General features: G+C 68.0%; 16 protein-coding genes. 12 read left to right on the forward strand and 4 right to left on the reverse strand.

The window, feature by feature from the left end; genetic code table 11:
• Positions 1–52 precede the first annotated feature (52 nt).
• On the reverse strand, positions 53–1,729 hold the full coding sequence (locus VMT40_RS27830) for a fumarate hydratase (protein ID WP_326310600.1): 1,677 nt from the start codon (positions 1,727–1,729) through the stop codon (positions 53–55).
• Between the two features lie 324 nt (positions 1,730–2,053).
• Here VMT40_RS27830 and VMT40_RS27835 point away from each other — a divergent pair, with 324 nt between their 5' ends.
• From VMT40_RS27835 to VMT40_RS27865, 7 genes are all read left to right on the forward strand, one after another.
• Positions 2,054–2,563: a MarR family winged helix-turn-helix transcriptional regulator gene (locus VMT40_RS27835; protein WP_326361805.1), complete on the forward strand. Its 510-nt coding sequence runs from the start codon at positions 2,054–2,056 to the stop codon at positions 2,561–2,563.
• 163 nt (positions 2,564–2,726) lie between these two features.
• Entirely contained in the window at positions 2,727–3,620 is an 894-nt protein-coding gene (locus VMT40_RS27840; protein WP_033085408.1) for an STAS domain-containing protein, read from the forward strand.
• A gap of 14 nt (positions 3,621–3,634) precedes the next feature.
• Positions 3,635–4,024 carry an STAS domain-containing protein gene (locus tag VMT40_RS27845; protein WP_326310598.1) on the forward strand — a complete coding sequence of 130 codons (390 nt, stop codon included), beginning with the start codon at positions 3,635–3,637 and terminating at the stop codon, positions 4,022–4,024.
• Positions 4,014–4,427, forward strand: coding sequence for an ATP-binding protein (locus VMT40_RS27850; protein WP_326310597.1), 414 nt, complete (start codon positions 4,014–4,016; stop codon positions 4,425–4,427). The genes VMT40_RS27845 and VMT40_RS27850 overlap by 11 nt, the downstream gene beginning before the upstream one ends.
• Positions 4,420–5,073, forward strand: a complete 654-nt coding sequence (locus VMT40_RS27855) for a SpoIIE family protein phosphatase (protein WP_326361807.1) — start codon at positions 4,420–4,422, stop codon at positions 5,071–5,073. Before VMT40_RS27850 ends, VMT40_RS27855 begins: the two co-directional genes overlap by 8 nt.
• A 13-nt stretch (positions 5,074–5,086) precedes the next feature.
• Positions 5,087–7,387, forward strand: coding sequence for a SpoIIE family protein phosphatase (locus VMT40_RS27860; RefSeq protein ID WP_326361809.1), 2,301 nt, complete (start codon positions 5,087–5,089; stop codon positions 7,385–7,387).
• A 196-nt stretch (positions 7,388–7,583) separates the two neighbouring features.
• Positions 7,584–7,913, forward strand: coding sequence for an STAS domain-containing protein (locus VMT40_RS27865; RefSeq protein WP_326362763.1), 330 nt, complete (start codon positions 7,584–7,586; stop codon positions 7,911–7,913).
• Between the two features lie 130 nt (positions 7,914–8,043).
• Here VMT40_RS27865 and VMT40_RS27870 read toward each other — a convergent pair whose 3' ends face one another.
• Positions 8,044–9,081, reverse strand: coding sequence for an LLM class F420-dependent oxidoreductase (locus VMT40_RS27870; RefSeq protein WP_326361810.1), 1,038 nt, complete (start codon positions 9,079–9,081; stop codon positions 8,044–8,046).
• 131 nt (positions 9,082–9,212) lie between these two features.
• Between VMT40_RS27870 and VMT40_RS27875 the strand changes: the two genes are divergently transcribed.
• On the forward strand, positions 9,213–9,914 hold the full coding sequence (locus VMT40_RS27875; protein WP_326361812.1) for a cyclodeaminase/cyclohydrolase family protein: 702 nt from the start codon (positions 9,213–9,215) through the stop codon (positions 9,912–9,914).
• Between the two features lie 230 nt (positions 9,915–10,144).
• Positions 10,145–10,891 (forward strand): L,D-transpeptidase, encoded by a 747-nt coding sequence (locus VMT40_RS27880; protein WP_326361813.1) that lies wholly within the window; start codon positions 10,145–10,147, stop codon positions 10,889–10,891.
• Between the two features lie 60 nt (positions 10,892–10,951).
• On the opposite strand, the gene VMT40_RS27885 is transcribed toward VMT40_RS27880, so the two are convergent.
• A complete protein-coding gene (locus tag VMT40_RS27885; protein WP_326361815.1) occupies positions 10,952–11,800 on the reverse strand; it encodes a bifunctional 5,10-methylenetetrahydrofolate dehydrogenase/5,10-methenyltetrahydrofolate cyclohydrolase in 849 nt (282 codons plus the stop codon).
• 248 nt (positions 11,801–12,048) lie between these two features.
• Between VMT40_RS27885 and VMT40_RS27890 the strand changes: the two genes are divergently transcribed.
• The 3 genes from VMT40_RS27890 to VMT40_RS27900 all read left to right on the forward strand — a co-directional run bounded on the left by VMT40_RS27890 (position 12,049) and on the right by VMT40_RS27900 (position 14,507).
• On the forward strand, positions 12,049–12,909 hold the full coding sequence (locus VMT40_RS27890) for a YdcF family protein (RefSeq protein WP_326361817.1): 861 nt from the start codon (positions 12,049–12,051) through the stop codon (positions 12,907–12,909).
• 81 nt (positions 12,910–12,990) lie between these two features.
• Positions 12,991–13,815, forward strand: coding sequence for a putative protein N(5)-glutamine methyltransferase (locus tag VMT40_RS27895; RefSeq protein ID WP_326361819.1), 825 nt, complete (start codon positions 12,991–12,993; stop codon positions 13,813–13,815).
• The gene (locus VMT40_RS27900; protein ID WP_326361820.1) at positions 13,812–14,507 is read left to right on the forward strand and encodes an HAD family hydrolase; all 696 of its coding nucleotides are present in this window, start codon (positions 13,812–13,814) and stop codon (positions 14,505–14,507) included. The genes VMT40_RS27895 and VMT40_RS27900 overlap by 4 nt, the downstream gene beginning before the upstream one ends.
• Positions 14,508–14,532: 25 nt before the next feature.
• Here the strand turns inward: VMT40_RS27900 and VMT40_RS27905 are convergent, their stop codons facing one another.
• Complete coding sequence (locus VMT40_RS27905; protein WP_326361821.1) at positions 14,533–15,033, reverse strand: hypothetical protein; 501 nt, start codon at positions 15,031–15,033, stop codon at positions 14,533–14,535.
• Between the last annotated feature and the right edge of the window lie 11 nt (positions 15,034–15,044).

Below are 15,044 nucleotides of genomic sequence, written 5' to 3' on the forward strand. Positions count from 1 at the left end.
CCGCGTCGCCCGCCACCGGTGATCGGCGGGCACCGCGGCGTGGGCTACGGAATCAGACCCGTTCCTTGGAGCGCTCACGCACCCGCAGGGCGATGGGCTTGGAGGTTTCGGCGAAGAAGTCGTTGCCCTTGTCGTCGACGACGATGAAGGCGGGGAAGTCCTCGACCTCGATCTTCCAGACGGCTTCCATGCCCAGTTCCGGGTATTCGAGCACCTCGACGGACTTGATGCAGTCCAGGGCCAGGCGCGCGGCGGGGCCGCCGATGGAGCCGAGGTAGAAGCCGCCGTGCTCCTTGCACGCCTTGGTGACCTGCGCGGAGCGATTGCCCTTGGCCAGCATGACGTGCGAGCCGCCCGCGGCCTGGAACTGGTCGACGTAGGAGTCCATGCGACCGGCGGTGGTGGGCCCGAACGAGCCCGAGGCGTAGCCGTCGGGGGTCTTGGCCGGACCGGCGTAGTAGACGGCCATATCCCGCATGTACTGCGGCATGGGCTCGCCCGCGTCCAAGCGCTCCTTGATCTTGGCGTGCGCGATGTCACGCGCCACCACCAGCGGACCGGTCAGCGAGAGCCGGGTCTTCACCGGGTACTTGGAGAGCTCCGCGCGGATCTCCGACATGGGCCGGTTCAGGTCGATCTTCACGACGTCGCCGCCGAGGATGGCGTCGGTCTGCTCCGGAAGGTACTGCGCCGGTTCGCGTTCCAGCTGCTCGAGGAACACGCCCTCGGGGGTGATCTTCGCGAGGGCCTGGCGGTCGGCCGAGCAGGACACCGCGATGGCGACCGGGCAGGACGCGCCGTGGCGCGGCAGGCGGATCACGCGCACGTCGTGGCAGAAGTACTTGCCGCCGAACTGCGCACCGATGCCGAAGGACTGGGTCAGCTTGAAGACCTGCTCCTCGAGCTCGAGGTCGCGGAAGCCGTGCGCGGCCATCGAGCCCTCGGTCGGCATGTTGTCCAGGTAGTGCGCCGAGGCGTACTTGGCTGTCTTCAAGGCGAATTCGGCCGAGGTGCCGCCGATCACGACCGCCAGGTGGTACGGCGGGCAGGCCGCGGTGCCCAGCGAGCGGATCTTCTCGTCCAGGAACTCCAGCATGCGATCCGGGTTCAGGATCGCCTTGGTCTCCTGGTACAGGAACGACTTGTTGGCCGAGCCGCCGCCCTTGGCCATGTAGAGGAACTTGTAGGACGGCTGCGCGGGATCGCCCGGCTGCGAATACAACTCGATCTGCGCGGGCAGATTGTTGCCGGTGTTCTTCTCGTCCCACATGGTGATCGGCGCGAGCTGCGAGTAGCGCAGGTTCAGCTTGGTGTAGGCGTCGAACACACCGCGCGAAATCCATTCCGCGTCATCGACTCCGGTGAGCACGCCCTCGGACTTCTTGCCCATGACGATGGCGGTGCCGGTGTCCTGACACATCGGCAGGATGCCACCGGCCGAGATGTTCACGTTCTTCAGCAGATCCAGCGCCACGAACCGGTCGTTGCCGCTCGACTCCGGATCGTCGATGATCTTGCGCAGCTGCCGCAGATGCGCCGGGCGCAGGTAGTGGCTGATGTCGTGCATGGCCTCGGCGGTGAGCATGCGCAGCACCTCGGGCTCCACCTGCAGGAAGGTGCGCCCACCGGCCTCGAACGTGCTCACACCCTCGGTGGTCAGCAGCCGATACGGCGTCTCGTCCTTACCAATGGGCAGCAGATCCGAGTACAGAAAGTCCGGCGCGGTCACGAATCGCACTCCTCGAGCAGGGCTGGGGGCTGTCAGCCAGGGCTGGGGGCTGGTCAGCCAACGGTTCAAGCAGACCGACTGTACCGACCCGCCCGCGCGCCCCGATGACCAGGCAGCGGAATCGGTCTCGGGACCCGCCGCGGAGGCACCCTCACAACGTTCGCTCATTTGCAAGTGCATTTGCACACTCGAAATCCGTTGTGACAGGCACCACCTCCTGTCAGACTCGATCCGGGGCCACGCCGAACGGGTACCGGTTGCACCTTCAACCGAGCAGGTGTTACCTGTGCATGATGCGCTTATCGGCGGCGGGGAGGAACTAGCATGAGTGCGGAACCCGGGAGCAGAACTGTGGCCGAAACCCGTTGGCTCGATGAAGTCGAGATGCGAGCGTGGCTGGGATTCGTCTTCACCCGCGACCTCATCGCCGCCGCCGTCGGGCGGGATTCCCTACGCGAATCCAACCTGACCTACGTCGAATACACCGTGCTGGCCCGCCTGGCCGACGCCACCGACCACCGCCGCAGCTTCGCCGAACTCGCCGCCGTGCTGGAGTGGTCGCAGTCGCGCCTCTCACACCAGATCACGCGCATGGAGAAGCGCGGCCTGGTCGCCCGCGAATCCATCCCGGACGACGCCCGCCGCACCGCCGCCGTCCTCACCGACAAGGGCGCGCAGGTCCTCGATTCCGCCGCCCCCTCGCATGTCGACAGTGTGCGCCGTCACATGATCGATGTGCTGGATCGTGGCCAGCTCACCGCGCTGGCCGATATCTACGACACGTTGCTGGCTCATCACCGAAGACCGGAAACCCGTGACGAGCGCACATCCTGACGAACAACCGGTCACCTGGGTTTGGTTTGGCAGCATTCGGGTACTGGGTAAGACTAAGCTCGGCAGCGGCTTCCGACGGCGGTCGGCACCGAGCACACGACCGGTTACCCGGTCGCAGAAGTGAGCACCCGACCTGGCCTTAGTGAAAGGGGCAGGAGTTTTCATGTCCGACGTGTCCATCGGTCTCTCGGCGGATTCACTGCCCGCGGGTCCCGTCGACAACCTGCTCCCGCAGCTTGTCGAACACCTGCGGCAGAACCGCACCGAACTGCGCGAGGAGTGGGCCCGTCGCATTACCGATGCCCAGCTGCTCACCGCCATGACGCCCGAGGAAATCTTCTCCGAAGCCACCTCCGTCTACGACAACTACGTCGAGGTGCTCGAGACCGGTAGCGTCGAGGCGCTGCAGGCCTACGCGCGCGATCTGTCCGAACGCATCATCCCCAGAGGAGTCGAGACCGACGAGGTCGTCGGCATCGTGCTCCTGCTGCGAGACGTGCTGGCGCGCAGCCTCTTCGAGAAGTACCAGTCCGACTTCGAGCTGCTCAAGCTGGTGCTCGACGCCTACGAACCGGCCGCGAACCGCATCGCCAATACCGTGGCCGTGTCCTTCGTGCAGGAGCGCGAGCGCGTCATCCGCCAGCAGCAGGAAGCCATTCGCGAGCTCTCCACGCCGGTTCTCCAGGTGCGTGAGCAGCTGCTGATTCTCCCCATCATCGGTGTGCTGGACTCCCAGCGCGCCCGGCAGTTGACCGAACAGCTGCTGCGGGCGATCCGCGCCAATCGCGCCAAGGTCGTCGTCATCGATATCACCGGTGTGCCCGCGATCGACTCCACGGTGGCCAACCACCTGGTGCAGACGGTCGACGCCTCCGGTCTCATGGGTGCGAATGTCATCATTACCGGCCTGTCGTCGGAGATCGCGCTTACCCTTGTCACCATCGGCCTGGATCTGTCGAAGATGAACGCCGTCGGTGACCTCCAGGGTGGCATCGAGGAAGCGGAGCGTTTGCTCGGCTACGAGGTGTCGCGCGTCACCGATCGCGACGGACGGTAATCAGGGCGGGGCAGATGCCGGTACCCATCCTCAAACAAGGCACATATCTGATCGCGTCGGTGCAGTCAGCGCTCACCGACGCCGATACCGAGCGCCTGCAAGACGATCTCATGGTCTATGTCAGCCGTTACCGGGCCCAGGGCATCATCGTCGATGTCACGGCAATCGACGTAATGGACTCCTTTGCCGCCAGATCGCTGCGTACCATCGCCCACATGACCAAGCTGCGAGGCGCGGAAACGGTCATCGTGGGCCTGCAGCCCGAAGTCGCTTTCGCCATGGTGCAATTGGGACTTACCTTCGAGGACATGCACACGGCCCTGGACCTCGAAGAGGGTCTCTCGTGGCTGAACAAGAAGACGCAGAGTCGCAGTCAAAAAGACGGTCGTGATCGTGGCCGCTGACGACGTGGTGATCGCGGTGAACGTGTCCAACGACATCGTGACCGCTCGGCAAGCGGGGCTGGAGTTGGCTGCCAAACTCGGCTTCTCGCTTTCCGATCGCACCATGATCGCGACCGCCATTTCCGAAGTGGCGCGCAATATCACGAGTTACGCGGGCACCGGCGAGATCCGGCTCGGGGTCCTCGACCGCGACGGCCGCCGCTCGATGGTGGTGCAGGCCAAGGACAATGGGCCGGGCATCATCGACATTCCCCGCGCCATGGAGGACGGGTTCTCCACCGGGCGCGGTCTGGGCCTGGGTCTGCCGGGCGCCAAGCGGCTGATGGACGGCATGGTCATCACCTCCGAACCCGGCAAGGGCACACTCGTCGAAATGTGGAAGTGGGTGCCCACCGGTGCGTGAGGACGGCTTCATCGGCGCGGTCGAATGGGCCGTCGCCGGGCGCGCACTACCTGGGCAACGAGTTTCGGGCGACCGGTCGGTCGTGCTCGATGCAGGCGGGGGCTCGGTGCTCTTCGCGGTCCTCGACGGTCTGGGCCACGGCGCGGCCGCCGCGGACGCCTCCGATCGCGCCGCCCAGGTGCTCTCCGAAAACCGCGCGGAGCCACTGGATGTGCTCATGCTGCTGTGCCATCGCGCCATGTCCGACACCCGGGGCGCGGCGGTCTCGCTGGCGCTGTTCGACTCCGGCGACCGCGTGCACTGGCTCGGTGTCGGCAATGTCGAATCCCGCATTGTCGCAGCGGCTCCCGGCAAACCGGCCATTCGCGCCACCGTGCTGCTGACCGGCGGCATCGTCGGCTACTTACTGCCACCCAACCTGCAGCCGCAGACCGTGCCGGTGCGCCCGGGCGATCTACTGCTCATGTCGACCGACGGCATCACCTCGAGCTTCGCCGACTCCATCGACATGTCCAAGCCCACCGCGGAGATCACCGCCGAGATCCTGGCCCGCCACGCCAAGGACACCGACGACGCGTTGGTGCTGGCGGCGCGGCATCGCGGGCATTCCCATCCCTCCCAACCCATTCCGACGGTGAAACCATGAGCAGGTACCCGGCGTGAGTGCGGTACTGGCCGCGTTCCGCGAGGCGTACGCCGCCGCGCTGCGGCTGCACCTGCGCGCACCCAATCAGAACACCCTCGCCGAGGCCTTCGAGCTCGGGCGGCGAGCGCTGGTGGAGGGCGTGAGCATTCTCGACCTCACCGAGCACCACTATCGGCTGCTCGAACACGACGGGGTCGGTCCCATACCCGACGGCACCGATCGCACCGAGGCGGCGCTGGAGTTCCTGCTGCAGACCATGGCGGCCCTGGACGTGGCCACCCGCGGCTTCCTGGACGGGACCCGGCGCTACGAGCAACAGCGTTCGCGCGCCGACGATCTCGCGGGGCGCGACGCGTTCCGCACGGCGCTGGTGGAGTCGCTGCAGGACGGGTTCTTCGTCGTCGATTCGCAGGGCACGCTGATCGAGGTGAACTCGGCGTTCGGCGCGCTGACCGGGTACGGGCCCGACGGCATTCCCTACGCTCTCCCCCACCCCTGGACCGTGCCCGAGGCCCCGCGCTATCCGGACCTGGGAACCGACGCCGCGCGGTTCGTCATGCCCATCCGCCATCGCGACGGACGGCATCTGTGGCTCGCGGTCTCGACCAGCTCGCTGGTGAAACCCGAGAACGGCGAACGCATTTTCGTCGGCACGCTGCGTGACGTCACCGCCGAACACGACGCCCAGGCCCGCGATCAGGCGGTGTCGCGGCTGGCCACCGCGGTCGGCGCGGCCACCAGCGTGGTCGAGGTGCTCACCGTCGGACTCGAGGAGCTGCGCCGCGCCGTGGGCGCGGAGGCCGCGGTGGTCTCGGTGTGGCCCAACCGGCACACCGGGCCGGAACTGTATGTGTCCGAGGACAATCCGTACACCGGCGCTGGCGTCGCACCGCACGACACCCAGCCCATTCCGCTGCCGGATCGCGTGCTGCACGGCGGCGCGGAATCGCGGCAGGTGCTCGACGCGCGGGCGCGGGCACTACTGGATCGGGCGCGCTTGCAGCCGGGCCGAACCATGTTCGCGATTCCGGAGGGCGTGACGAGTTCGGAGGGAATTGTCGCGCCGCTGGGCGAGAGCGGCGATTCGGCGCTGTGGCTGCGGTTCTCCGCGCCACGCGTCATCACCCCCGGCGATTGGGCGTTGTTCTCGCTGCTGATCGGCCATTTGAGCCTGGCGGTGCAGCGCGCCCGCAACTTCGACCAGGCCCGCTCGACCTCCCTGACCTTGCAGCGCGCCATGCTCGGCCCGATCGAGCTGCCCCCGCGCTTCTCCGTCCACTACGAACCCGCGCTGCCGCCACTGGAAATCGGTGGCGACTGGTACGACGTGGTGCGCCTCGAGGACGGCACCATCGGCGTGGTGGTCGGCGACTGCGTCGGCCGCGGCCTGTCCGCCGCCGTCGTCATGGGCCAATTGCGCACGGCCGCACGCGCATTGCTGCTGCGCGGCGCGGGCCCGGCCCAGCTGCTGGCCGAATTGGACACCGTCGCCTCGCGCATTCCCGGAGCCATGTGCACGACCGTGTGCGCGGCCATCCTGGATCCCGTGCGCGGGCTGGTCCGCTACTCCAATGCCGGGCACATGCCGCCCGTGCTCGCCGAACCCGGTAAGCGCGGCAGGCTTTTGGAGGGCGGGCGCGCGGTTCCCTTGGCCACCTTCGATATTCCGCGCCGCCCGGAGGCCACCACCGCCATGGCTCCCGGTTCCACGCTGGTGTTGTTCACCGACGGTCTGGTCGAGCAGCGCAATGTGGACATCGAAGACCGCTTCGTGGAGCTGGCCGACGAATTGACCCGCGTCGCCGGGCAATTGCCGCGCGAAGTGGCCGATTCGGTGCTGTCGCGGCTGCGTCCGGTCGGCGGATACGACGATGACGTGGCCATGGTGGTGTACCGGCAGCCGCCCAAGACCCTGCGACTGGATGTGCCCGCGCAGGCCGGTGAACTGTCCGGTATCCGGCGGGCGCTGCGTGCCTGGCTGTCGGCGGCGGCGGTCCCCCACGATCTGGCCGTCGATCTGGTGTCGGCCGCGAACGAGGCCTGCAGCAACAGCATCGAGCACGCCTATCTCGGCGGCGAGCCGGGCCGGGTCACGCTCACCGCGGACTGCGGGGTGGACACCCTGACCATCGAGGTGACCGATTCCGGCGCGTGGCGTCCGCTGCCCGCCGATCCGGGCCATCGCGGGCGCGGCATCGCCATGATGCGCGCGCTGACCGATCATCTCGACATCGACCATTCCGGGCCCGGCACCCGGGTGCGCATGTCGGTGCGACTAATGGCCGTTTCATTTTCGGCGGCCGGGCGCATGTGAAAAGGGGCCTGCCGACACGGATTCGGCGGGCGGTTTCGGAGGACTCCGAAAGAGCGCGGTAGCTGCGGTTTTCGCTATCACACCGGCTACCGAAGAGTACCGAGTTGGCAGACGATGCAGCACGAACGGACGGATCATGGCAGATTTAACAAACGTGACCACTACTTCCGGAGACGGCTATCCATTCGCCGACACGATGACCACCACGGTCACCGAGCGCGACGAGGCGACGGTCCTCACCGTGGCCGGTGACGTCGACCTCGCGACCGCCCCCGCACTCGAGAACGCCATCGACGCGGCGCTCTCGCCCAAGCCCGACGCACTGATAATCGATCTGACCGCCGTCAGCTTCCTCGCCTCGGCGGGCATGGCGGTCCTGGTCGGCGCGCACAAGCGCGCCGGTGCCACCCGCATCGCCGTGGTGGCGGACGGTCCGGCCACCAGCCGCCAGCTCAAGGTGACCAGCCTGGACCAGGTCTTCGCACTGCACCCGACCTTGGACGAAGCCCTGGCCTCGCTGCGCTGAGACCTGGCCTGGCCGCGCTGAGATCCAGCCTGGCTGCGCTGAGGTCTGGCGGTCCGACCAGTAGACGTTGAAAAGCACAGAAGCCGAGTCCGGTTCGTCCGGACTCGGCTTCTCTCGCCTCAGGCCTCGATCAGATGAGCTCGCGCAGCTGTTCGATGAGCTTGACGCGCTCGGCCGGGGTGGCGGCCATGGGAACCACGTTCAGGGCGGTGACACCGGCCTCGCGGAAGGCGGCCACGCGCTCCTTGACGAATCCGGCCGAACCGATCAGGCAGACATCGCGCACCAGATCGTCGGGCACGGCCTTGGCGGCGGCGTCCTTCTCGCCCTTCAGGTACAGCTCCTGAATGCGGTCGGCCTCCGCGCCGTAGCCGTACTTGGTGGCCAGCGTGTGGTAGAAGTTCTTGCCCTTCGCGCCCATGCCGCCGATGTAGAGGGCCAGGTGCGGCTTGACCCACTCGCGCAGACCCTCCACATTGTCGCCGATGGCCAGCGCCGGGCCCGCGAAGATCTCGAGGTCGCCGCGCGCCGGATCACGCTTGGCCAGACCGGCTTTCACCGATTCACCCCAGACGGCGTCGGCCTTCTCAGGCAGGAAGAAGATGGGCTGCCAGCCCTCGGCCACCTCGGCGGCCAGCTCGACATTCTTCGGGCCGAGCGCGGCCAGCAGGACCGGAATGTTCTCGCGCACCGGATGATTGATGAGCTTGAGCGGCTTGCCCAGGCCGGTGCCCTTACCCTCGGGCAGCGGCACCTGGTAGTACTTGCCCTGGTAGTTGACCCGCTCGCGCTTCCACACCTGGCGGCAGATCTCGAGCGCCTCGCGGGTGCGGCCGATCGGCGCGTCGTAGGGCACGCCGTGGAAGCCCTCGATCACCTGCGGGCCCGACGCGCCCAGGCCGAGAATGAAGCGGCCGTCGGAGACGTAGTCCAGGCCCGCCGCGGTCATGGCGGTCAGGGTGGGCGTGCGGGTGTAGAGCTGCAGGATGCCCGAGGCCAGCTGTACCCGTTCGGTCTTCGCGGCCAAATAGCCCAGCGCGCTCACCGCGTCGAACGAATACGCCTCGGGCACGAACACGATGTCGAGACCCGCGCGTTCGAGGTCGGCGACCTCGGCGGCGATCTCCTTGAAGCCGTCGGTGTAATTGATCGACAGTCCGATACGCATGCCCGGGACCTTACCCACCTATTGGCGCACCGACAGCGGGCGGGTTGCCGATGCGCGCCACCCGCGTCCGCACGAGCGAGGCGGTGGCCGATGGGCGCGCGACGCAGTGGCCGATAGGAGCTGGCAACGCGGTGGCCGATAGGGTAATCGGCGCATCCATCGAATTCCCCGTGCTGCCAAGGGAGGCCACCCGCATGACTCAGGACACCACCACCTTCGGTGACTCGACACTGGCGGGGTACCTGGGTGAGTTGGCCGCCAAGGTGCCCGCCCCCGGCGGCGGCGCGGTCGCGGCACTGCACGCGGCCCAGGGCGCGGCGCTGGTGGCCATGGTGGCGCGCTACACCACCCGCGCCAAGGACGCCGACAATCGCCCGGTCATCGACCGCATCATCGAGGCCGCCGACGCGGCCCGGGCGCGCTCGCTGGCCCTGGCCGACGCCGATGCCGCCGCCTTCACCGGCGTCGGCAATGCCTACAAGCTGCCCAAGGAGACCGAGGCCGAGCAGGCCGCCCGCGCCGAGGCCATTACCGCGGCCCTGCTGCAGGCCGCCCGCGTTCCGGCCGCGGTCGTCGCCGAGGCCGACGAAATCGTGTCCCTGGCAACCGAACTGTTGCCCATCGGCAACCCCAACGTGGTCACCGATATCGGCGCGGCCGCCGACTGCGCGCGCTCCGCGGCCGCCAGCTCGCAGCTGAACATCGCCATCAACGTGGCCTCCCTCGACGGGGCGGCCGGTGCCGAATTCGCGCCCGTGCTGAAGCAGATCGAGGAGATCATGGCCCGCGCCGACGCCCTGCACGACGACGTGGTCGCCGCCATCACCCGCTGAGGTCGACGGCACCGTCACACGGGCACGCCGCGAATCCGCCTGCGCTGTACCCCGTTCCGTTATGGAGCGGGGTACGGCCCTTTTCCGGCCTCCTACCTCAGCGACACGAACGTCACAAAGCTCCCACGCCGGGGCATTGGTCACGAACCGGGAACATTTCCGGATGGGACTGATCATCTGGTCATAGGCTGAGGAACCCAGGCCCACACCCTCTCGAAGGGATGGAAACGATGCGGAAAGCGATTCGCGCTCTGCTCGTCGCAGTGTTTCTCGCGGCGGCGGCCGCTTTCGGTTCCGGAGCCGCGGGCGCGGCCCTGACCTCACCGAATCTCCCAGCCGTACAAGCGATCTCACCGAGTCCCGGTCAGGTGGTCGGCATTGCCGCACCGGTGACCGTGCAGTTCGCCTCCGCCGTCACCGATCGCGCCAGAGCCGAGCGCATGGTCGATGTGCGTGCCGAGAATTCACTCGCGGGCAGTTTCACCTGGCTCAGTGATCGCCAGCTGATGTGGCAGCCCGCCCACTATCTGCCGGTGTCCTCGCCGATCTCGGTGTTCGCCGGTAATCAGCACATCAAGTTCGCGACCAATGGCGGGACCACCGCCGATGCCGACATGTCCGCGCACACCTTCACGGTGTGGGTGAACGGCGTCGCGCGGACCATGCCCGCGTCCATGGGCAAGCCGGGCCGCGAGACTCCGGTCGGCACCTTCCCGGTGCTGTCGCGCGAGCGTTCGGTCACCTTCGACTCGCGGACCATCGGGATTCCGCTCAGCGATCCGGAGGGCTATCTGATCACCGGTGAGTTCGCCGAGCGGCTGACCTGGGGTGGCGTCTACGTCCACTCCGCGCCGTGGTCGGTGGACTCGCAGGGCAATGCGAATGTCAGCCACGGTTGCATCAACCTCGCCCCGGCCGATGCCGAGTGGTACTACGACAACGTCTCCATCGGAGACCCCGTCACCACTCATTGGTGATTCACTAATAAAAGGGCTCCCACGGTGGTGGGAGCCCTTTTTCGCGCCGTGTCGGCCTTGTCAGCGCAGCGATTCGGCGGCCTGGACCACGTGGCGCATGAGCAGCGCGGTGGTGACCGGGCCGACGCCGCCGGGGACCGGGCTCAGGGCCGCGGCCTTGCCGGTGACCGAGTCCGCGTTCACGTCGCCGGTGATATTGCCGGTGTCGTCCTCGTTGGTGCCCACGTCGATGACGACCGCGCCCTCGCGGACGTGCTCGCCGGTGATCAGGCCCGCGCGACCGACCGCCGCGACCACGACATCGGCGGCGGTGGTCACGGCCGGGAGGTCCGCGGTGCGGGAGTGGGCGATGGTGACGGTCGCGTTCTCGGCCAGCAGCAGCTGAAGCAGAGGCTTGCCCACCACATTCGAGCGGCCGACGACGGTGACGAGGCGCCCCGAGAGCGGAACCTGATGGAACTTGGCCAGTTCCACGACCGCCTCGGAGGTGGCGGGCGGGAAACCGGGGAGGCCGGAGGCGAGCAGACCCAGCGACAGCGGGCTGACGCCGTCGACGTCCTTGGCGGCGGCGATCGCGGAGCTCACGTCGTCGAGGCCGACGCCCTTGGGCAGCGGGGTCTGCAGCATGATGCCGTCGACGCTCGCGTCCTTCGAGAGTTCCTCGAGCTTGGCGCGGATCTGTTCGGCGGTGGCGTCGACGCCCAGATCCACATTGTCGCAAGCGATTCCGAGGCGTTCGGCGGCACGGTTGAGGGACTTCACGTACCAAGCGCTGGCCGGATCGTCGTTCGCGATCACCAGGGCCAGGCGGGGCGCGGCACCCTGCTCGGCGAGCGCGGCGGCGCGCTGCTTGGTGTCGGCATTGATTTTGGCGGCGAGATCCTTGCCGGGAAGCGAAGTCGTATCCACGGGTGCACAGCCTATCGCGCGGCAGGAATGCGCCGTGCCGCGGCAGGACGGTGGCCCGGCAGGGCGGCCGCAGCTCGCGCGCGTTCCCGGTTGTGAGGTGGATCAAACCCACGAAATCCCTATGGCAAATACCCGACAACGATGGTGGGCAGTCGTATCGTGTCCCCATTCGGATCGAGCCAATAGTCAGCAAATTGAAGAGATAGCCAGCTACGCAATGCGGGACCCCCTCCGAAAGGTCGAAAGCAGTGCAGATCGCCAGGCGTTTTCCCACCTTGCTCGCGGCGGCGGCCGCAGCGCTCACCATTCTCGGCACCGGCGTCGCGCACGCGGATGTCGGCGCCCTCTACAACTCGGCGCAGGACAATTTCACCAGTGGCAATGAGGCGGCGGGGCTTTCCGACCTGCGCCAACTGCTCACCGAATCACCGGACGACGCGCAGGCGCTGTCACTGCAGGCGATCTGGTCGGACTACACCGGGGATCTGATCACCCGCGAGGTCGCGCTGAATCGGCTCAATGGGGTCGACGGCAGGCTGGCCGACGGGACGCGGAACCTGTTCCGCGCCATCGGGGCCGCCGTCGGCACCCTGCCCAACCCGATTCCGGCCATCGCCGGACCGCAGACCGGCATCGCGGTGCTCGGCTACGGTCTGCTGCCCGACGGCTCGATGCGGCCCGAACTGGTGAACCGGCTACAGGCGGCGTGGCTGCAGGCCATCGCCTCCCCGATGTCGCCGATTCTGGTGACCGGCGGCAATCCGCAGAACGGGATCACCGAGGCGGCGGCCATGCAGGGGTGGCTGACCGGGCACGGCATTCCCGCCAGCCGCATTCTGGCCGACCATCGCGCGGGGTCCACCGTGCAGAACGCGTTGTTCGGCGCGCAGATGCTCAGGGACGCGGGTGCCACCAGCGCGATCGTGGTGACCTCCCCCAACCACATTCGCCGGGCCGTGGCCGATTTCATCGTGGCGGGCATCCCGGTGGTGGGCGCGACCACCTCCCTGGAACAGCTGGTCTCCCAGCTCCCGCCCCCGGCCCGCAGCAATCAGCGCGGCATCTACCTCGACGCCACCCGGACCCTGCGCCTGCCCACCGAACGCTGAGCCCGCGGGCAACGCGCCGCCTCCGATCACGCCCGGCCCCCGCCCGATTCGAGCGGACGTCCGGGCGTGCACAATGGCGCGGTGAGCTCCCCCGACACCGACACCCTGGTCGCGCGCCTCCGCGCGGCCGGGTGCGTGTTCGCCGAGGATGAGGCCGCACTCCTGCTCGAGGCCGCCACCGACGCGGACCACCTCGAATCGCTTCTCACCCAGCGCATCGCCGGATTTCCCCTGGAACACCTGCTGGGGTGGGCGGAGTTTCGCGGCCTGCGGGTCGCCGTCGCGCCGGGGGTATTCGTTCCGCGCCAGCGCACCGGATTCCTGGTCGAGCAGGCCATAGCGTTGGCCCGCGTACGGACCGAGTCGATTCCCGGTCCAGCGCGGTCGCGGACTGTTGCCGCGCTCGATATGTGTTGTGGCTGTGGGGCGCTGGGGCTGGCGTTCGCGAAAGAGTTGGCGGCCGAAGGGGTTCGGGTCGAGTTGGTCGCCGCCGATATCGAACCGGCGGCCGTTGGCTGTGCGCGGGAGAATCTTCGCGCTGTCGGCGGGCGGGTGTTCGAGGGCGATCTGTTCGATGCGGTGCCTGCCTCGCTGCGGGGGCGGGTCGATGTGTTGTTGGCGAATACGCCGTATGTGCCGTCGGCGCAGATCGCGGGGATGCCGCCGGAGGCGCGGGATCATGAGCCGCGGCGGGCGCTGGATGGCGGGGTCGACGGGTTGGATGTGCTGCGGCGGATCGCGGCGGTGGCGGGCGAATGGCTCGCTCCCGGTGGCCATTTGCTCGTGGAGGAGAGCACAGAGCAGGCACCGGTGGCGGCGGAGATCATGCGGGCGAACGGGTTGGTGGCGCGGATCGCCGAGGATGACGAGGTGGGTGCCACGGTGGTGATCGGGACTCGGGGATGAGCGTGCGGGGTGTGCTGTTCGATGTCGATGACACGCTTATCGACTACTCCGCGACGGCGCGGATCGGGATACTGCGGCATCTCGAGGCGGAAGACGCGTTGGGGCGGTTCGAATCACCCGAGGCGGCGGTGGCGTTGTGGCGGGCGATCGAGGAGGAAGAGTATCCGCGGTATCTGGCCGGGGAATTGACCTTCACCGGGCAGCAGTTGGTGCGCACCGAGCGATTCCTGGTCGAAATCGGCATGACCACCGACGATCCCGTGGCGTGGTTCGGTCGATACGCGGCGCGGCGGGATACCGCGTGGGCGGCGTTCCCTGATGTTGCGCCCGCCCTGCGCGCCTTTCACGGCCGGGTCGGGCTCGGGGTGATTTCCAATGCGTCACTGCCTTATCAGACCGGCAAGCTCCGAAAGGTGGGGCTGCTGCACCACTTCGGGGACGCGATCCTGTGCTCGGACGAATTCGGTTCGGCCAAACCGGCTCCGGAGATCTTCCTGGCCGGGTGCGCGATGCTCGGACTGGCACCCGACCAGGTCGCCTATGTGGGCGACCGGTACGACGTGGACGCGCTCGGGGCCAGAGATGCCGGGCTGCGGGCGTATTGGCTGGACCGCAGCGGGCTGGGCAGCGCCAACGATGCCGGGATCACCGTCATTCGCTCGCTGGCCGAACTGGATTCACCCGGTAGCTGACCCTAGTCGCTCAGCCTCTTACCGCTCAGCTCGCTTCCAGGGACTTGCGGATCTCCGCCTCGATATCGAGCTGCGCCCGCGCCGCGGTGAGCCCGGCCGAGACATCCGCCGCGGTGCGCTGGGTGGCCGCCGAAACGTACTGCGCGACGGCGGCTTCGATGGTCTCGACGCCCTTCGTGGCCACCGCGCGCTGCTCGGCACGGGCGGTGGCGGGCAAGGCGGCAATCGCGACCAGGCGATCGTCCCACGCCAGCGCCGCCTGCTCGAGCTCGGCGCGCAGCACGATGGTGGTGCCGTCATCGAGGGTATTGGCGGTGCGCACGGCGGTCATGGCGTCACGCAGGCGGCGGTGCAGGCGCGGCTCCGGATCGTGCGAGCCCGCCCACGAGGCCGGGGCTCGGGTGGCCGTGCCGGGGATGACCTGGTTGGCGGCGGCGTTCGCCCGCTGCTGTCGCGAGTTCAGCACCACGATCCCGGCGACCGCCGCGCCCAGCAGAATCAGGACGACGAGCACGAAAATCAGCATGGTCGGCTCAC

This window comes from Nocardia sp. CDC160, assembly GCF_035818795.1.
Taxonomy (GTDB): Bacteria; Actinomycetota; Actinomycetes; order Mycobacteriales; family Mycobacteriaceae; genus Nocardia.